Origin of the sequence: Pseudomonas sp. Irchel s3h17, assembly GCF_900187505.1 — a bacterium.
Lineage (GTDB): Bacteria > Pseudomonadota > Gammaproteobacteria > Pseudomonadales > Pseudomonadaceae > Aquipseudomonas.
Map to the genome: position 1 here is coordinate 1 of NZ_FYDL01000032.1, position 16,496 is coordinate 16,496.

Annotated in this window: 21 protein-coding genes and 1 pseudogene; 21 read left to right on the forward strand and 1 reads right to left on the reverse strand. The window is 60.6% G+C overall.

Annotated elements, in window-relative coordinates:
• Positions 1-140 precede the first annotated feature (140 nt).
• Positions 141-317, forward strand: coding sequence for a hypothetical protein (locus CKW25_RS26750; protein WP_172736652.1), 177 nt, complete (start codon positions 141-143; stop codon positions 315-317).
• 7 nt (positions 318-324) lie between these two features.
• Here the strand turns inward: CKW25_RS26750 and CKW25_RS25510 are convergent, their stop codons facing one another.
• Complete coding sequence (locus tag CKW25_RS25510) at positions 325-612, reverse strand: hypothetical protein (RefSeq protein WP_095083712.1); 288 nt, start codon at positions 610-612, stop codon at positions 325-327.
• A 178-nt stretch (positions 613-790) separates the two neighbouring features.
• On the opposite strand from CKW25_RS25510, the gene CKW25_RS25515 reads away from it, so the two are divergent.
• The 20 genes and pseudogenes from CKW25_RS25515 to CKW25_RS25605 all read left to right on the forward strand — a co-directional run bounded on the left by CKW25_RS25515 (position 791) and on the right by CKW25_RS25605 (position 16,284).
• On the forward strand, positions 791-1,126 hold the full coding sequence (locus CKW25_RS25515) for a phage holin, lambda family (protein ID WP_095083713.1): 336 nt from the start codon (positions 791-793) through the stop codon (positions 1,124-1,126).
• Positions 1,127-1,254: 128 nt separating this feature from the next.
• Complete coding sequence (locus CKW25_RS25520) at positions 1,255-1,701, forward strand: DUF1737 domain-containing protein (protein WP_095083715.1); 447 nt, start codon at positions 1,255-1,257, stop codon at positions 1,699-1,701.
• On the forward strand, positions 1,698-1,898 hold the full coding sequence (locus CKW25_RS26565) for a hypothetical protein (protein WP_143497495.1): 201 nt from the start codon (positions 1,698-1,700) through the stop codon (positions 1,896-1,898). Before CKW25_RS25520 ends, CKW25_RS26565 begins: the two co-directional genes overlap by 4 nt.
• Positions 1,899-2,243: 345 nt before the next feature.
• Positions 2,244-2,801, forward strand: coding sequence for a terminase small subunit (locus tag CKW25_RS25525; RefSeq protein ID WP_095083716.1), 558 nt, complete (start codon positions 2,244-2,246; stop codon positions 2,799-2,801).
• Positions 2,802-2,805: 4 nt separating this feature from the next.
• Entirely contained in the window at positions 2,806-4,812 is a 2,007-nt protein-coding gene (locus CKW25_RS25530; RefSeq protein WP_095083717.1) for a phage terminase large subunit family protein, read from the forward strand.
• 53 nt (positions 4,813-4,865) lie between these two features.
• Positions 4,866-5,072: a phage head-tail joining protein gene (locus CKW25_RS25535; protein WP_027923826.1), complete on the forward strand. Its 207-nt coding sequence runs from the start codon at positions 4,866-4,868 to the stop codon at positions 5,070-5,072.
• Positions 5,072-6,556, forward strand: coding sequence for a phage portal protein (locus CKW25_RS25540; RefSeq protein WP_095083719.1), 1,485 nt, complete (start codon positions 5,072-5,074; stop codon positions 6,554-6,556). Before CKW25_RS25535 ends, CKW25_RS25540 begins: the two co-directional genes overlap by 1 nt.
• A complete protein-coding gene (locus tag CKW25_RS25545) occupies positions 6,553-7,755 on the forward strand; it encodes a head maturation protease, ClpP-related (RefSeq protein WP_095083721.1) in 1,203 nt (400 codons plus the stop codon). The genes CKW25_RS25540 and CKW25_RS25545 overlap by 4 nt, the downstream gene beginning before the upstream one ends.
• Positions 7,752-8,096: a head decoration protein gene (locus CKW25_RS25550; RefSeq protein ID WP_095083723.1), complete on the forward strand. Its 345-nt coding sequence runs from the start codon at positions 7,752-7,754 to the stop codon at positions 8,094-8,096. Before CKW25_RS25545 ends, CKW25_RS25550 begins: the two co-directional genes overlap by 4 nt.
• Before the next feature lie 62 nt (positions 8,097-8,158).
• Positions 8,159-9,154 (forward strand): major capsid protein, encoded by a 996-nt coding sequence (locus CKW25_RS25555; RefSeq protein WP_095083727.1) that lies wholly within the window; start codon positions 8,159-8,161, stop codon positions 9,152-9,154.
• Positions 9,155-9,156: 2 nt separating this feature from the next.
• Positions 9,157-9,471: a hypothetical protein gene (locus CKW25_RS25560; RefSeq protein ID WP_095083730.1), complete on the forward strand. Its 315-nt coding sequence runs from the start codon at positions 9,157-9,159 to the stop codon at positions 9,469-9,471.
• The gene (locus CKW25_RS25565) at positions 9,468-10,103 is read left to right on the forward strand and encodes a phage tail protein (protein ID WP_095083732.1); all 636 of its coding nucleotides are present in this window, start codon (positions 9,468-9,470) and stop codon (positions 10,101-10,103) included. The genes CKW25_RS25560 and CKW25_RS25565 overlap by 4 nt, the downstream gene beginning before the upstream one ends.
• Complete coding sequence (locus CKW25_RS25570) at positions 10,096-10,659, forward strand: hypothetical protein (protein WP_095083734.1); 564 nt, start codon at positions 10,096-10,098, stop codon at positions 10,657-10,659. The genes CKW25_RS25565 and CKW25_RS25570 overlap by 8 nt, the downstream gene beginning before the upstream one ends.
• Entirely contained in the window at positions 10,626-11,186 is a 561-nt protein-coding gene (locus CKW25_RS25575) for a phage baseplate assembly protein V (protein ID WP_095083737.1), read from the forward strand. Before CKW25_RS25570 ends, CKW25_RS25575 begins: the two co-directional genes overlap by 34 nt.
• Positions 11,187-11,245: 59 nt before the next feature.
• On the forward strand, positions 11,246-11,467 hold the full coding sequence (locus CKW25_RS25580) for a hypothetical protein (protein ID WP_095083739.1): 222 nt from the start codon (positions 11,246-11,248) through the stop codon (positions 11,465-11,467).
• Between the two features lie 5 nt (positions 11,468-11,472).
• A complete protein-coding gene (locus CKW25_RS25585; protein ID WP_095083742.1) occupies positions 11,473-11,799 on the forward strand; it encodes a GPW/gp25 family protein in 327 nt (108 codons plus the stop codon).
• A complete protein-coding gene (locus tag CKW25_RS25590; protein WP_095083743.1) occupies positions 11,796-12,674 on the forward strand; it encodes a baseplate J/gp47 family protein in 879 nt (292 codons plus the stop codon). Before CKW25_RS25585 ends, CKW25_RS25590 begins: the two co-directional genes overlap by 4 nt.
• Position 12,675: 1 nt before the next feature.
• On the forward strand, positions 12,676-13,287 hold the full coding sequence (locus CKW25_RS25595; protein WP_095083745.1) for a phage tail protein I: 612 nt from the start codon (positions 12,676-12,678) through the stop codon (positions 13,285-13,287).
• Positions 13,280-14,092: pseudogene (locus CKW25_RS27230) on the forward strand (phage tail protein); the annotation flags it as partial. The gene CKW25_RS25595 and the pseudogene CKW25_RS27230, both read left to right, overlap by 8 nt.
• A 1,760-nt stretch (positions 14,093-15,852) precedes the next feature.
• The gene (locus CKW25_RS25605; protein ID WP_095083749.1) at positions 15,853-16,284 is read left to right on the forward strand and encodes a tail fiber assembly protein; all 432 of its coding nucleotides are present in this window, start codon (positions 15,853-15,855) and stop codon (positions 16,282-16,284) included.
• The last annotated feature ends 212 nt before the right edge of the window (positions 16,285-16,496 follow it).

Below are 16,496 nucleotides of genomic sequence, written 5' to 3' on the forward strand. Positions count from 1 at the left end.
ACATAAAGTCCGGATGTATGGCTGCAATCTCAACCCCGTCTGTGTTGTCACGAATTGAAAGCTCGGCAAACTGGGGGCGTCCATGTATGTGAGAGGACGGCGGATGTAAATCCGCCTCCTACTCGATTCGGGGCTCAACCATGCAAGTACGAATACTTAACGAAAGCGGTGAAGTGATCTGGTCTCAAGGCGAAAAAAGCGGCATGACATTTCTGTCGCACCGCAAAGATGGAACGCTTGAGTCGATCATTGTCGCGCTTGAGTCCGCCACTGATGCGGCGAAGAAAGAGCTCGATCAGTCATCCCTAGAGGGGTGACACTCGATCAGTTGATGGTCAGCTCTTTGTTGATGTTGGCCATGATCGTTTGATAGATCCCCTGGCTTCTGAAGAACGGATGCCATGGTTGCGGTGCCATAAAGTGGACCATGCTTCCTGATTTCCAGATCAGAGCTACGCGCCCTGCCAAACCAGCAGATGTTGCGGCAATCTGGAAGGCCTCCATGAAATCGTTTTTGGCTTGCTGGGTTCTGTTGTTAAACGCCGAATCAAGAGGGGCAATGATCATTTGTTGCCCCTGCTCTTTGATATGAGCGATTTTGTACTTGGCCATATTGGCTCCTTTGGTTGGTGGTGCTGCCTCCACGACAGCCCGCCGAAGGTAGCACGTCGCCATCAAGGCCCGTCTAGTGCGGGCTTTTCGCTTTCGGCTCCACCACACCCATTGCTCCGAGCTGGGAGTGCTGTTGGAGCCGGACCTATTCTCGCTCCCCGAAAGGGAGGAAGCAGAGATGCCGAACATGCCGGAGAAACCCGATACCTGGGCCATTGCTTTCATGTGGCTGAGTCAGCATTCGCAAACCATCTGGGCGGCCTTCCTGTCGTTGTGCATGACCGTATTGCGTGTGTTCTACACCGGCGGCACCTGGAAGGATGCACTGATTGAAGGCCCCATGTGTGTCTTGCTCTCCCTGAGCATTATCTGGGGCTTCGAGCTGATGGGCTTGTCGCCGTCGTTGGCCCAGCCGGTCGGCATTTGGGTGGGTTTTCTTGGGGTGAAGAAAGTCGCCCACTGGGCTGATCGGATCGCTGAAAGCAAGTTTCCCAAATCGGATTCGGCGCCGTGAAGCGTCGGCCTTGGGTGCTGCCTCTTGTGCTCCTGATGGCCTATGCCGTCACGGGCCATTTCCATTGTGGTGAGTCGCCTGCATGTCAGCTACTCACCGTTCAACCATTCAATCCTGAGGTTTAGATAATGGCCTACACCCAATATGGCGCAGTTGTTGCCGACAATGCTGAAGACCTGGTGGCCAAGCTGGCCGAGTCCATGGCCGATGGCTGGCAGCCTTACGGTAGCCCTGTCTCCATCACTGAAGGCTTTCAAGTGCTTCAGGCTGTGGTGAAGGGATCGAGCAATGTCGGTGGTGCGCCAGGCGATATCACCTCGGACAACATTACCGATGCCTCGGATGTCGGCAAGGCCGTGCTGGTGAGTGTCGATGCCGCCACTGCTCGTGCTGCTACTGGTAGTGGGACTTCGGACTTCTCGGGCAGCTACAACGACCTGACCGACAAGCCAACCATTCCAGCAGAAGGTGATGCCGCGATGCTGGAAGCTGGCACCGACCTCGTGGCGCATACCTGGTCAGCCAAGATGATCCATGACGAGATTGTCCGCCAGATTGCAGCGATACCAGCATGAGCCACAAACAAGCGATCTCATCGTGGGAAGTGGTGGTCTATGCCGACTGCGTCCGTTTTAAACGCGTTGATCACGGGCGGATGCAGGAAGCTTATCCGCCGGTTCCTACTGCAACGGCAGCGGTGTACGCCGCAGCGATCGTCAACGGTCTTCAACCGCCACGGGACATTCGCCCATGTGGCAAGCCAATTGGTTGAGTTCGGCCTGACCCGCGTGTGGAATTTCGAGGTTTCCAAATCCACCGGGGACCCTGGCAACCTCCAAGGAACACGGGGCATAAGACTCGCGCAAACGCGCTAGCGGCAGGGTCTGAAAGTTAGTTGACACAGGTTGACAGGTTGACAGCAAATCCCTGATTTCGAGCCGTCAAAGTTTGCACTTATCCCCCCATCATTTCTCCGCACAGGCCCGCTACGACTGGTCGTAACGCCTATCTGCTCTATTCAGGTGTTCACAATGAAACTCCCGGATAAACGCTTGGGAAGCCTGTCAAGTAAGTTGACAAGGTTACGCGTTACCCGGAAATAAACAGGTGAGGGTGTATGGCTTTTTTAACTCGCAAGGAATACGGCGAACTGAAGGGCTGGTCGAGGCAGCACATCAGTAAATTGGTCCAAAATGAAAGGCTGGTTGTGAACGGCGCCGGGTTGATTGACGTGAATGCTAGCGATCAGCTCCTGGCGATGACCAGCGATCCGAGTAAAGCCGGCGTCGCTGCTCGACACGAGCAGCAGCGACTTCAGCGCGACGCTCCCAGCGCGGGCGAAGAAATCGAGGCTGATCAGCTGGGACTGGCGCCGGATTTTCAGAAGGCCCGCGCTATGCGGGAACACTATTTGGCCTTGCAAGAGCAGGCCAACTTTCATACCCAGCAGGGCACACTCGTTGAGCGAAAGGCAGTGGAAAATGCAGCCTATAACGCTGGCCGCCTAGTGCGTGATCAGTTGCTGGGATTGCCTCCGCGCCTGGCCCCGGAAATGGCAGGGATGACTGACCCCTGGCAAATCGAGAGGCTTTTGACTGCGGCCATTCGACAAGCGCTGGAAGACGCCGAACGAGTGTCAAAGGCGGATCTAGAGCACGCCGTCACCCCGAGTTAAATCTATGCCCTCAGAGATCCCGAATGGTGCAGCGGTGTACCGTGAGGCGCATTTCCGTGGGCTACAACCGGACCCAGATCTCTGGATCGATCAGTGGGCCGACGAGTACATGCGTATCCCACGCGATGCCGGCGCCGCCGAACCCGGCCAGTACCGTACGGCGCGGACCCCGTATGCCCGCGAACCGATGCGCTGCCTGTCACCGGCGCACCCCTGCAAGCGCGTGGTGACCATGGTCGCCTCGCAGTTGATGAAAACCCAGATCGCGCTGAACTGGATCGGTGGTTTGATGCACATGGCACCATCGAACATTCTCACGCTGTTGCCCAGCCTGGGGCTGGCCAAGCGGGTCTCGTCGCGCATCGGCAAGACCATCAAGGCCACCCCGGTGTTGCGCGAGCGTGTGGCGGCCAACCGCTCGCGCGATGCGCGCAACACCATGGACACCAAAGAGTTCGAGGGCGGTTCGTTGTACGTCACCACCGCCGGCTCGGCGGCGAATCTGTCGGAGTTGTCAGCCCGGTACATCTACGGCGATGAAGTGGATCGCTGGGTAGTGGACGTCGGGGAGGAGGGTGACCCGATTGAACTGGCCGAAACCCGGGGCAGTACCTTTGGCCGTAACGCCAAGTTCTACTTCTCCAGTTCGCCGACGATCAGGGGCGCCTCGCGTATTGCCGATCTGTTCGAGAGCAGCGACCAGCGTTATTACTACGTGCCGTGCCCGACCTGTGGGCACATGCAAGTCCTCGAGTGGGAGCGCCTGCATTACTCGGCGGATTGCCAGCTGGCACATTACCAGTGCGCCGGACCTGACTGTGACGTGCTGATCGAAGAACACCACAAGGGCGAGATGTTGGCCAAGGGTGAGTGGCGTGCCCATGCCCAGGGCGATGGCGAAACCGTCGGCTTTAACCTCAATGCGCTGTATTCGCCTCCTGGCTGGACCGGTTGGGCCTCGCTGGCCAAGCAGTTCGAGAAGGCCAAGACAGCCATGTCCCGCGGCGATCTGGAGCCCATGCAGGTGTTCTATAACACCCGTTTGGCCAAGGTCTGGGACAGCGCCCAAGAGCAAACCAAAGCCGATGTCCTGATGGCGCGGGCACGCCTGGAAACCTATGGCTTGGGTTCGATGTCGTTCGCCGTGCTGATGCTCACGGCATCGGTTGACGTTCAAGCTAACCGGCTGGAGTTCATGGTGGTTGGTTGGGGCGCCGGCATGGAGCGCTGGATCATCGACTATCAGGTGATCTGGGGCGATCCCTCCGACGAACGCACCTGGGCGGTGCTCGATGACAAACTCAAGGTGCGTTATCCGCATCCCAGTGGCGCGGAGCTGACGATCCGGGCGGCCGGCATCGACTCCGGCGGCAATCACACCGATGAGGTGTACCAGTTCTGTCGGCTGCGGCGCTGGCGCAACATCTTCGCGGTCAAGGGCGCGAGCAAGCCGGGCCGCCCGGTAATCGCGCAGCGGCCATCGATGATGGATGTCACCTGGAAGGGCCTGACCGAACGCAAGGGCGTGGAGCTCTGGTTCATCGGCACCGACACCGCCAAGGATTGGATTTACAACCGCTATCCGGTGGAAGACGGTCCCGGAGCGCTGCACTTTGCCAACGACCTGCCGGACGATTTCTTCGCTCAGTGCGTCGCCGAGCGCAAGGTGACCCGCTACGTCAAAGGTTTCAAAAAAATCGAATGGGTCAAGGGCAAGGCTGAGCGTAACGAGGCCCTCGATTTGATGGTGTACAGCCTGGCGATGGCGCATTACCTGGGATTGCACCGCTACAAGGAACACGACTGGGAGCGGGTGAGAGCCGCGCTGTTTCAGGCTGCGCCACCGGGCGAGAAACCGGTCACGGCCGAGCGTGTCACCACTCCCGCGATATCTCGGCAGCAACCTGCCGAACCGGTACCGCAACCGGCCAAGCCGGCGGCGTCACCACCGGCCGTTGCACGTCCCCCACAACGGCGAAGTTCCAGCAGCGGCTACCTCAAGCGGCGCTGAGTAGACGCGTGCAGTTTCACATTCCGTTGGTTTTTTCTTTAGAGCGATCCCCCATGGCCTTTACCCAACAGCAACTCGATGCGGTCGAGAAGGCAATCGCACGCGGCGAGAAGATCGTGCGCTATGCCGATCGAAACGTTGAGTACCGAGACATCGACGAGCTGCTCAGAGCGCGTGACGAGATTCGCAGCTCGCTGATCGCAGCGGCCGGTCCTCGGTCGCGCATCGTGCGGCTTTATCATGGAGGCAAGGGATTGTAATGGCGCATCACTTTCTAACGCTGGGTCGCAGTGGCTTCCTGATCCCGTCGAACATCAAGGCCAGTTACGAAGGCGCCGCCGAAGGGCGCCGTTCCGCCAGTTGGGATGCCCCCGACGCGGGCTTCAACAGCCTGGCCATTCCGGCGCTGCGCAACCTGCGTTCGCGCTCCAGGGCGGCGGTACGCAACGACCCCTACGCCTTCAACATCATCGACAAACGGGTCAGCAACCTGATCGGCACCGGCATTACGCCACGGCCGAAAACCCAGGACGATGAGCTTCGGCATCTGCTGCAGGAGCTCTGGGCCGATTGGGTCGAAGAATCCGATGCCGATGGCCTGACCGACTTCTATGGTCAGCAGGCGCTGATTGCTCGGACGGTTGAAACCGCGGGCGAGTGCTTCGTCCGCTTGCGTCCACGCAGCCTCGACGATGGGTTGGTGGTGCCGTTGCAGCTGCAGGTGCTGGCCCCGGAGTTTGTCCCGCACGACAAGTTCGAGGCGGCGCGCAACGGCAACATCATCCGTGCCGGGATCGAGTTCAGTCCGGACAGTCGACGGGTCGCGTACTGGATGTATCGCTCCCATCCGGGCGATGCCTCGTCATTGAACAGCGGTTACAACCAACTGGTACGGGTACCGGCCAGCCAGGTGCTGCACATTTTTGAACCGGTCGAGCCGGGTCAGTTGCGCGGCTTGCCGCGTTTATCTCCGGTGCTCAAGCGCCTGCGCAGCCTGGACAACTACGACGATGCGGTGTTGTTCCGCCAGGAGGTGGCCAACCTGTTCGCCGGCTTCATCAAAAAGCCGTCGCCGGATGACATTCAGACCCCGGTCGATCCGGTGACCGGTGCGCCGCTGAACCTGGCCTCGGACGGTTTCACGCCCATGGTCGCGTTGGAGCCCGGAACCATGCAGGAGCTATTGCCGGGGGAGGAGGTCGAGTTTTCCACGCCTCCGGATGCCGGTAACAACTATCCGGATTTCATGCGTCAGCAGTTGATGGCCGCGGCCGCTGGTGCCGGGATGCCATACGAGATTCTCACTGGCGACATGCGCGAAGTGAATGACCGAGCGCTGCGTGTGGTGCTCACCGAGTTCCGCCGTCGTCTGGAGCAGCTGCAATTTGGGGTGTATGTGCACCAGTTGTGTCGCCCGGTGCGGGCGGCCTGGATGGACATGGCGGTGCTCAGCGGCGCCGTGCTGCTGCCGGACTATGCGCAGCGCCGCCGTGAATACCTGCGTACACGCTGGGTACCGCAAGGCTGGGCCTATATCCATCCGGTTCAGGATGTTCAGTCGCGCACGATGGAAGTCAACGCAGGTTTTGCCTCGCGCAGCGAGATGGTCCTGCGTACCGGGTATGACGCCGAAACGGTGGACGAAGAAAACGCCGCGGATGCCGAACGGGCTCGGGGCAAGGGTCTTAATTACAGCACGCTCGTCGATTTGCTTCAGGCGCTCGACGACAAGGAGCAAGCATGAGCAACAACACGCCTCCGCGCATTTACAACAAGGCCGGCCAGCGGGTCCAGGTGCAGGACAAGAGCTGGTACACGGTGCAGGCCAGCGGTGATGCTGAACAGCGCACCATCGAAGTGTTCGTGTATGGCGAGATTGGTTATTGGGGAATCACGGCCAGTCAATTCGTGCAGGATCTGCGCGCCATGGATGATGGGGTCTCTCCGGTGATCGTCGCCTTCAACAGCGTCGGTGGCGATCTGTTCGACGGCCTGGCCATGCATAACGCGCTGTCGCGTTTGGGCGAGCGTTGCACCGGCCGTATCGATGCCTTGGCTGCGAGTGCGGCCAGCGTCGCGGTGTGCGGTGCCCACAAGGTGGTGATCGCGTCCAACGCGATGCTGATGATTCACAACCCATGGACCTATGCGGCGGGTGATGCCGATAGCTTTCGCAAGGTGGCGGATGTCCTCGACCAGACCATGGAGGCGATCATTGCGGCCTACAAATCCAAAGCACCGGACATCAATGAAGAAGCGCTGCGCGACATGGTGGCCGCCGAAACCTGGTTGACCGCTAGTGAGGCGGTGGCTTTGGGCCTGGCCGATGAGGTGGGCGACGGCATTCAGGTTAAAGCCTGTCTGGGGCAGGGTAGCGTGATGCAACGTTACCAGCACACCCCGGCCGAACTGCTGGCCCAGCTTGACGATGAAGCTGTCAACGTGTTGACAGATTGTGAAGCAACCCCTGACCAATCGGAGGAGGCACCCGAGCCGGCTCCGGAGTTGGAACCACACGATCCAACCGCGCCTGTGGTCGATTCGGCCAAGCTAGCGTTGATGATCACTCAGCGTTGTGCAGAGTCGGGGATCAGCAACCTGGTTGCGCCGTTGCTCAGCTCGACCAAGCTTGAAAGTGAAGAGATCGTCCAGGCGGGTCTGACCCGCGCCAAGGCGGTGCATGACCTCTGTGTCGCCGCACGGTTACCTGAGTTCAGCGCCGAATATGTCGCGGCCGGGCTAGATGCACCCGCCGTGCGGGCGCGGCTGTTCGACAAGATCGTCAGCAGCGGCAACGGTTTCGAAATCGACAACAGCTTGCCTCTCAATCAAGACCCAGCACCGAAGGTGCTGGCGAAACAACCGGATCCTCCGTCGATCTGGGCGGCCCGTCAGGCGGCCCACGTGGGGCCATCCAAATCTGCCAAAGGAGCACGAGCATGACCGTAAAGTACGAAACGCTGCACGCTGGCGAGTTTCTGCTCTCCGAAGGAGCCGGGAAAATCTCCCGCGAAGGCATTCTGGTGGCTGCAGGTGCCGCCTTGAATGCCGGCCAGGTGCTGGGGCTGGTCACCGCGACCAATGAATTTGCGCCCTACGATCCCGTCGCCACCGACGGCACCGAAGTGGCGGCCTGCATCCTGTACGGGCCGCTGGGCGAGTCGACCGAAGAGCGTCGGGCCAGTGCGGTAGTACGGCTGGCCGAGGTCAGCGAGGTGCACTTGACCGGGCTCGATGCTGAGGCCGAGGTCGCCTTGGCGGCTCAGTTTGTAATTGCCCGCTAAGTCAGTCCCCCTTTTTCCAACCCCGCCCTGTGCGGGGTTTTGCTTTTCTGGAGAGTCCTTTCATGGCCGATATTGGCATTTTTACCGACGATGTTTTTTCTGTGTCCTCGCTGACCGCAGCGATCAACGAGCAGGAATACCTGCCGGGTCGCATCAGCAGCCTGGGTCTGTTTCGTGAAGAGGGCATCACCACCCTGACCGTGCAGATCGAAAAGGACGGTGACACCCTGGCCCTAGTGCCAGCGGGTGAGCGCGGGACCTCGGGTCTGGTGGTCGGTGCCAGCAAGCGTCAAATGATCCCGTTCAACACCGTGCACCTGCCTCAGCGTTTCACCATCAAGGCCGACGAGATTCAAGGTATTCGTGCCTTTGGTACGGCGACCGAGTTGCAGGCCGTACAAGGCGTAGTGAATACGCGCCTGAGCAAAGCCAAGCGTCAGCTCGATGCCACCCATGAATTTCAACGCATGGGCGCGCTCAACGGCCTGATACTGGACGCTGACGGTTCGACGGTCCTGCTAAACATTTATCAGGCGTTTGGTGTGCAACAACAAAGCCTGTCCATGGGCCTGAATGACTCGGCGACGAAGATCCGGGTCAAGTGCGCCGAAGCGCTGGACATGCAAGACGATGAACTGGGCAGCGTCACCAGCTCGGGCGCGCGGGCCTTCTGCGGCAAGAATTTCTGGAACAAGCTGGTCACGCACAAGTCAGTTGAAGAGACCTACAAGAACACAATGCAGGCTGCGGAACTGCGTGGTGATGCACGGGAAAGTTTCGAGCTGGGCGGTATTGTCTGGGAACGTTATCGCGGGCGGATCGCCGGGGTGGCATTTATCCATGACGATCAAGCGTTGTTGATTCCTGAAGGTGTGCCGGATCTGTACATCTCTTGCTTTGCCCCGGCGGACTACATGGAGACCGCCAATACCCAGGGCCTGCCGTATTACAGCAAGCTGGAACCCTTGCCATTCAACAAGGGCATGGAGGGTGAAGCCCAGTCCAACCCGTTGCACCTGTGCACGCGGCCACGGGCGCAGATCCTGCTGACGCTCTGACCATGGCCTTTCGAGACCTGGTCGAGGAAATTGACAGCGTGGTGTTCGACACCTTGGCCGACGTTGGCTACATCGAAGGTCGCCGCGTGCTTGGTATGTTCTCGGCGCCCTGGTTGCAGCCCAAGATCGGCCGCTTGAACACCGGCCTGCGCGAGCCGTGCTTCCACATTCGAGTGGCCGACGCAGCGGGCGTGGAAAAAACCCAAACCGTGCAGATTGAACTGCCGGCCCTGGACGGTGGCGGCGAGTACACCCTGATTCACCTTGAGCCAGCGGGTGATGGTCTGGTGGCGTTGGTCCTGAGGTTAAAAGCATGAGTGCCGTCCCGGTTTCGCTGCAGCTCTCGGCCAAGGATATGCAGGCCTTCAAAAGTCTGGCCAAGGTGGTGCCCAAGGCGGTTGCCGCGGCGCAACGACGGGCGATCAACAAGACGTTGGGCTGGCTGGCCACGCACATGGCGCGCGATGTCAGCAAACAGGAGCGGATTGCTGTCCGGGCAGTGCGTCAGCGCCTGCGCAGTTATCCGATCAAAGGCCAGGGCCAGTTGGGCAAACTCTGGTTTGGCACCAATCCGATGGAAGCCAGCCGGGTGGGGCGCCCCCGCCAAGGCAAGGCCGGTGTTTCGGTGGCGGGCCGACGTTACCAGGGCGCCTTTTACAAACGCGTGTATGGCAACAAAGCAGACATCTGGATCCGCACGTCGAGCAAGCATTTCAACCCGGACGACTATCCCGGCAGCACCGCGTCCACGGGCGGCGGCACCAGTTCGGGCTGGATCGCGGAAAACGATGATCGGTTTCCATTGGCCAAGGCCAAGGTTTCGCTCGAAGACGTTGAGGGGCCGTTTTATGCCTGGGCGAAAAAAGCTGACGAGCGCCTGCTGGTGGTGCTCAAGCAGGAACTGAACTTTGAACTGCATAAATACCTGAAGGGGAGCACTCGTGGCTGATCCTGCCTTTTCGCTGGATGCGCTGTACGCGGCCATCGAGGAACACCTCCGCCAAGCGCTGCCCACGGTGCGATTTGTCGCGACCTGTCCGGACATTCGAGACCGGGTGGCGCTGCCGGCGGTGTTTCTGGAACCGGTTGAGTTTGAACCCGGGCAAGACATCGGCACCGGTGAAACGGTGCTGGTGTTGCGTTTTGAGGCGCGAGCTATTGTCGGGCCGGAGCTGGCGCGCCATCAGCAACTGGGCGCCCAGTTGGCGGCGCAAATCGCCATTTTGCTACGGGCGCAGACCTGGGGACTGGATAACGTCGAGCAGGCGCAGTTCGTGGCCTCGCGCCAGGACTGGACCAAGCCGGAGCTGGATGGCTACACCGTGTGGATGGTGGAGTGGACCCAGCAGATCTATCTCGGCGAGGTCGAGTGGTTATGGCCCAACGAACCTCCGGGCACGCTGTACCTGAACGTCGACGGCTGTACCGGTACCGGCAACGAAGATCACTACTTTCAGCCGGAGGATCTGGCATGGGATACCCCAGCGCTGAACACGACCGGATGATCGCCGCCATGCTGCTGCCCTGCGTGGTGGTCGGCGTCGATCTGATTGCCGGCCGGGTCCGGGTCAAGGCCGGTGACTGGGTCAGTGCCTGGGTGCGCTGGCACAGCCTGGCCGCGGGCAAGGCCCGTCATTGGCGGGCGCCGAGCCCGGGGGAGCAGGGCGCGCTGTTCAGCCCCAGCGGTGATCCAGCGATCGGCACCTTCATTCCCGGGCTGTATGGCAATGCCGGGGCGCCGCCGGATAACCGCGATCACGTCGAGGCCTGGTACTTCGACGATGGCGGTTCGCTGGTCTACGACTGGCAGGCCGGCAGTTACAGCATCGACTTGCCCAACGGCAGCAGCGCGACGATCAAGGTCGGTGAGTCGTTGTTCGAAGTGACGCCGGATCAGGTCCGGGTGGCCGCGAGCCAGATCACGCTGGCGGGTGAGGTGAGCATCGACGGCGCGCTGAGCGTGTCCGGCGACATCAACGGCGCCGGCACGATCATGGATGCCGGCGGTAACAGCAACCACCATTCGCATTAACCCGACATCGTTCACTGACAGCCCGCTGCGTGCGGGCCTTTTTATTCCTGGAGAAAACCATGACCAGTAAAACCAAGGGCGTATCAGCAACGACCGATGAGCCGGTTCCGGCCACGTTGAGTACCTTTCGCGACACGCTCTACACCTCGCGGGTGCTGATCCTGCCAGAAGGCGGGCGCACCTTGCGTGTGGCCAAGGGGCAGGTCTCGGTGGCGTCGGACGATACGGTCGCGCTCGAGTATTTGCGCGGCCGTAAGGACTTTGTCGCGGTCGAGGGCTGATCGAGATGATCGGACTGGACCGTCGCACCGGGCAGCTCATCTCCGGCGTCGATCACCTGCGCCAGTCCATCGAGGACATTTTGTCGACTCCATTGGGCAGCCGGCGGATGCGCCCGGACTACGGCAGCAAGCTGCGCCGCTTTGTCGACCTGCCGGTCAATGACGGCTGGAAGAGTGCGGTGCAGGCCGAAGTGGCCAGCACATTGGGCCGCTGGGAGCCGCGCCTGAAACTGGGCCGGGTGCGTGCCGTGGCCATTCTGGACGGGCGCATCACCTTTGAGCTGACCGGGCAGTACCTGGGCAGCGATGTGTTGTTGGAGGTGTCCGCATGACCATGGAACTGGCGGCACTGCCGCCGCCGCAAGTGCTGGAAGACCTGGATTTTGAAGCGGTCTACCAGGAGAAACTCGAAGCCTTCCGCCTGAGCATGGGCGACAACTGGACCGCAGAGCTGGAAAGCGATCCGGTGCTCAAACTGATCGAGCAGGCCGCGTATGGCGCCTTGCAGAACCGGGCGCGGGTCAACGACGCCGGCAAGGCCTTGCTGTTGGCCCACGCCGAGCGTGCCGACCTCGATCACCTGGCGGCGAACGTCAATCTGCAACGCCTGGTGATTCAGGCCGAAGACCTGAGCACGGTACCGCCGACGCCGCAGGTGCTCGAGGAGGACGATGCCCTGCGTGAGCGAGTACAGCTGTCGTATGAAGGGCTGACCACGGCCGGGCCGCGTAACAGCTACATCCTGCACGCGCGCAACGCCTCGGGCCTGGTGGCCGATGCCACGGCGGAAAGCCCGTCGCCGGCCGTGGTGGTGGTCACGGTGCTCAGCCTCGACGGCAGTGGCGCCGCCTCGCCCGAGCTGCTCGAGCAGGTCCAACTGCACCTCAATGACGAGGATGTGCGGCCGGTGGCCGACCGGCTCACGGTGCAGAGTGCCGTGGTCATCGACTACAGCATTGAAGCCGTGCTGTACCCGCAAGCCCCAGGCCCGGAAAACGAAGCCTATCTGGCCGAAAGCCAGGAACGCCTGAGCAAGTGGATCAACCCGCGTCGCCGCTTGGGCCTGGAGGTGGCGCGTTCGGGGATCGATGCGCAATTGCACATTCCCGGGATCGCCCGGGTCGAGCTACTGGACTGGACCGATATCAGGCCGAGCAAGGCCGAGGCCGCGTACTGCACCGGCTACACCGTGACGCTGGGGGCCTGACATGAGCAGTCTCTTGCCGCTCAACAGCACCCCGCTGGAACTGGCCCTCGAGGCCGCGAACTACGAAGACACGCTGATTCCCCTGCGCAGCTTGTACAACGCCGACACCTGTCCCGAGCACTTGTTGCCGTACCTCGCCTGGGCCTGGTCGGTGGACCGCTGGAACAACACCTGGTCGCCGGAGGCCAAGCGCTCGGCGATCCGTTCGGCGTACGACGTCCATGCCCGCAAGGGCACCATCGGTTCGTTGCGCCGGGTGGTCGAACCCTTGGGTTACCTGATCGACGTCGTGGAATGGTTCGACACGGTGCCAGAAGGCGTGCCCGGCACCTTCGCGCTGGAGGTCGGGCTGAATGATGCCGGCATTACCGAAGAGCTGTACGAGGAACTGGCCTGGCTGATCGACGATGCTCGTCCGGTCAGTCGGCACATGACCAATCTGGCCATCAGCCTGCAGACCCAAGGCGTGCTCGGCATTGCCGTGTGTGTCTACGAGGGCGAGGAGATCGATGTGTACCCACCGGATCCGCAGGACATCGACGTGACCGGCGCCTTGGGCCCGGCGCTCTGCGTCGATGAAACCGATACTTTGGATGTTTATCCCTATGATTGATAAGAACAGTCAGTTTTTTGCCATCCTCACCGCGGTGGGCGAAGCCAAACACGCCAATGCCATCGCCATGGGCCAGGACTGGATGTTTACCGAGATGGGCCTGGGCGATGCCAACGGCACCGACCCGATTCCCGATCGCCTCCAAACCGAGTTGATCAACGAGTGGCGCCGCGCACCGATCAACCAGATCCGGGTCGATCCGGCCAACCCCAACACCGTCATCACCGAACAGATCATTCCGCCCGAAGTCGGTGGTGAGTGGATCCGCGAGATCGGCCTGTACGACGTCGACGGCGACCTGGTAGCGGTGGCCAACTGTGCGCCGAGCTATAAACCGCTGTTGGCCCAGGGCACCGGCAAAACCCAAGTGGTGCGGATGAACTTCATCGTCAGCAGCTCGGCGAACATCGTGCTGAAGATCGACCCTGCCGTGGTGCTGGCCACCCGTGAATACGTGGACCTCAAGATCCAGGAGGAACTGGCCAAGCTCGATCACAAGCAGTCAGCACGGGTTGCGACCACGACCGTCATTACCCTGAGCAACGTGCAGACCATCGACGGTGTGGCCCTGGTCGTCGGCGACCGGGTGCTGGTGACCGCGCAGGCCCAGGCTCAAGACAACGGTATCTACGTGGTCAGCACCGAGGCGTGGCCCCGGGCGGTCGATGCCGACAACAGCCTGGAAGTGACCCCCGGGCTGTTCGTCCATGTCGAGCAGGGCACCACCCACGGCGATAGCCTCTGGCAACTGGTCACCGACGCGCCGATCACCCTCGACACCACCGCTTTGCAGTTCGAGATGATCGCCGGGGCCAGTGGGGTCAACGCCGGCACTTATCGCAGCGTCACCGTGGACACCCTCGGGCGCGTGATCGCCGGTACCAACCCGACCACCCTCGACGGCTATGGCATCACCGACGCCCTGGCGGTGAGTGAGAATCTTGCCGATGTCGCGGATGTGGCTGAAGCGCGCGACAACCTTGGGTTGGGAACCGCCGCGACGGCTGATGTGCAGACCGATCTGGATGACGCTACGGTTGATGCCTTGATGAAGGTAGGGGCCTTCGGCTTGGGTGGGCCGGGTATCAGCCTGCCGGCCGGAACCGACCTCGACACCGTTCGCAGAGCCGGGTTTTATCGCATCGAAGGTACGCCGGTAAACGGGCCGCCAGGTGGCACCAACTCGGTCATGATTGTCGGTGAGGGTCGCGATGTGACGCTGCAGCTGGTCGTGCAATACAACACCGGTGTGTTGTTCACGCGCGGTGGCAGTGGTTCCGGTTCGACCTGGTCCGTCTGGAAAACCCAGTGGGACAGTGGCTCACTGGTCAAACAATCAAGCGCATGGGATGCCACGGCGGGCCGCGTGCTGCTGAATGGCGCCTTCGGCGTGGGCGGCGTAGCCCCTAATTTGCCGGGCAATGACTTCAATGCGGCTCAGGTTGGCGGCACTTATACGTTTGTTGCCGACACCCTCAACCGTCCGGACATTCCCGGCAGCGATCATGGTCTGGCGATCCATGTCGAACGTTCCTTCGGCAACCTGGCCTACCAGGAAGCACGAGTGGCCAACAGCCCGACGCGCTACCGGTACCGCACCGGGGATCACGCCACCGGGACCTGGGGTGACTGGCAGATCCTGTGGGACTCCAGCAATCTGGCTAAACAAACATCGCCAATCGACGACACGTCGGGCCATGTGTTGCTCACCGGCGCCTATGGCTGGGGGCAAGGCGGCATCGACGTTCCCGAAGGAACCGACCTCGATACCGTTACAGAGGCTGGTGTTTACCGGTTGCAAACATCACCTGAATATCCGCCAGGTATCCACTGGTCTCCGATGATAGTGGCGGTTGGACAAGACGCCGCATTCCAATTGGTCGTCAACAATCAGACCGGCACCGTCTGTTCACGGGGCGCCATCACCAGTGGAGCAGGATTTGGGTCATGGGTAACGAGCTGGAATGACAGTAACTTTAACCCTGCGGCTTACCAGCCGGCATTGGGTTTCACGCCGGTGCAGCAAGGCGGTGGCGCGGGCCAGGGGGCCAGCAAAATCTACATTGGTTATCGACCCGATACGGGCGATGCTGGTTTACAGATTGATGCGGACAACCACGGGAGGATCTGGACCGAACGCAACTTTAACCCCAACGGCTACCAACTGTTGTTGGGTTATACGCCTGTGCAGCAAGGGACAGGATTTAATCAACTTCCGGGCAATAACGTTAAAATTGGTTGGGGTGCAGACGGCCAGTTGCATTGTACCGTTGACGAGCTAGATCTAAATGCAATCTGGACGGATTACTACGGCCTATCGAAAGTAGCGTGGGCTGTTTCCACTTTTGGCGCAGGCACCGTAGGATCACATGGCATCTTTCGCGTATATAACGGTGTCGGCCTTGTGCCCGGAACTGAAGTGGCTGGCGTGAATTTACAATATACAGATACAGGCGGACAGTCTTCGCATGGCAGCCCGGCAGGTACTTGGCGTTTAATGGGCGGTTTGCAAAATGCCGATGGTCAAGATAGCGATTCGGTTTGTCTTTTTTTGAGGGTTCTATAATGAATTTTCTTGATGTATTTAATCCTCAATGGGCAAACGCTGAACACACTGCAATTAATGTGATGGTTGTTGAAGAAACATTAGGTGAACTGCCTTTTACGGCAATGCCTAATGATTCCACGGAGTATGGCCCTGAGATTTTCATGCGTGCCGCTGCGGGTGAGTATGGCGACGTCGCTGCCTATGAACCTCCATCGGACTCTGCCTTGTTACCCGCTGCGCGCTCCCAGCAGAAGCGGCTGATGCAGGACGCCGGCCTGGCGGTGGCACCGCTGCAGGACGCGGTCGATCTGGGCGTGGCCACCGAAGAGCAGGTCGAGCAGTTGACTGCCTGGAAGTTCTACCGCATCGAGCTGAGTGAAGTGCCGCAACAAACGGGTTGGCCACGAACGATTGAGTGGCCGGTCAAACCGGATCCATTGAGCCCATAACGCCCCGCACTGACGGGGCGTTTTCTTTTCCGATCGTCATCACACCGCACATCCCAAAGGCCCCGCATATGCGGGGCCTTTTCGTTTGTGCGCCAGGCATGGCGCGTTGCGCGCAAGCGCAACCAGCTTGGCTGTGGTGGCCTCGCTGGTGACTTGGAGGTGAAAGTCCTCTACACACCCGGCAAGGGGAAGTGTTAGCCAGAGGCAAGGGT

Coding starts and splice junctions, on each gene's coding strand:
- CKW25_RS26750 (WP_172736652.1), top strand. CDS start 141: ATGCAAGTACGAATACTTAACGAAAGCGGTGAAGTGATCTGGTCTCAA.
- CKW25_RS25510 (WP_095083712.1), bottom strand. CDS start 612: ATGGCCAAGTACAAAATCGCTCATATCAAAGAGCAGGGGCAACAAATG.
- CKW25_RS25515 (WP_095083713.1), top strand. CDS start 791: ATGCCGAACATGCCGGAGAAACCCGATACCTGGGCCATTGCTTTCATG.
- CKW25_RS25520 (WP_095083715.1), top strand. CDS start 1,255: ATGGCCTACACCCAATATGGCGCAGTTGTTGCCGACAATGCTGAAGAC.
- CKW25_RS26565 (WP_143497495.1), top strand. CDS start 1,698: ATGAGCCACAAACAAGCGATCTCATCGTGGGAAGTGGTGGTCTATGCC.
- CKW25_RS25525 (WP_095083716.1), top strand. CDS start 2,244: ATGGCTTTTTTAACTCGCAAGGAATACGGCGAACTGAAGGGCTGGTCG.
- CKW25_RS25530 (WP_095083717.1), top strand. CDS start 2,806: ATGCCCTCAGAGATCCCGAATGGTGCAGCGGTGTACCGTGAGGCGCAT.
- CKW25_RS25535 (WP_027923826.1), top strand. CDS start 4,866: ATGGCCTTTACCCAACAGCAACTCGATGCGGTCGAGAAGGCAATCGCA.
- CKW25_RS25540 (WP_095083719.1), top strand. CDS start 5,072: ATGGCGCATCACTTTCTAACGCTGGGTCGCAGTGGCTTCCTGATCCCG.
- CKW25_RS25545 (WP_095083721.1), top strand. CDS start 6,553: ATGAGCAACAACACGCCTCCGCGCATTTACAACAAGGCCGGCCAGCGG.
- CKW25_RS25550 (WP_095083723.1), top strand. CDS start 7,752: ATGACCGTAAAGTACGAAACGCTGCACGCTGGCGAGTTTCTGCTCTCC.
- CKW25_RS25555 (WP_095083727.1), top strand. CDS start 8,159: ATGGCCGATATTGGCATTTTTACCGACGATGTTTTTTCTGTGTCCTCG.
- CKW25_RS25560 (WP_095083730.1), top strand. CDS start 9,157: ATGGCCTTTCGAGACCTGGTCGAGGAAATTGACAGCGTGGTGTTCGAC.
- CKW25_RS25565 (WP_095083732.1), top strand. CDS start 9,468: ATGAGTGCCGTCCCGGTTTCGCTGCAGCTCTCGGCCAAGGATATGCAG.
- CKW25_RS25575 (WP_095083737.1), top strand. CDS start 10,626: ATGGGATACCCCAGCGCTGAACACGACCGGATGATCGCCGCCATGCTG.
- CKW25_RS25580 (WP_095083739.1), top strand. CDS start 11,246: ATGACCAGTAAAACCAAGGGCGTATCAGCAACGACCGATGAGCCGGTT.
- CKW25_RS25585 (WP_095083742.1), top strand. CDS start 11,473: ATGATCGGACTGGACCGTCGCACCGGGCAGCTCATCTCCGGCGTCGAT.
- CKW25_RS25590 (WP_095083743.1), top strand. CDS start 11,796: ATGACCATGGAACTGGCGGCACTGCCGCCGCCGCAAGTGCTGGAAGAC.
- CKW25_RS25595 (WP_095083745.1), top strand. CDS start 12,676: ATGAGCAGTCTCTTGCCGCTCAACAGCACCCCGCTGGAACTGGCCCTC.
- CKW25_RS25605 (WP_095083749.1), top strand. CDS start 15,853: ATGAATTTTCTTGATGTATTTAATCCTCAATGGGCAAACGCTGAACAC.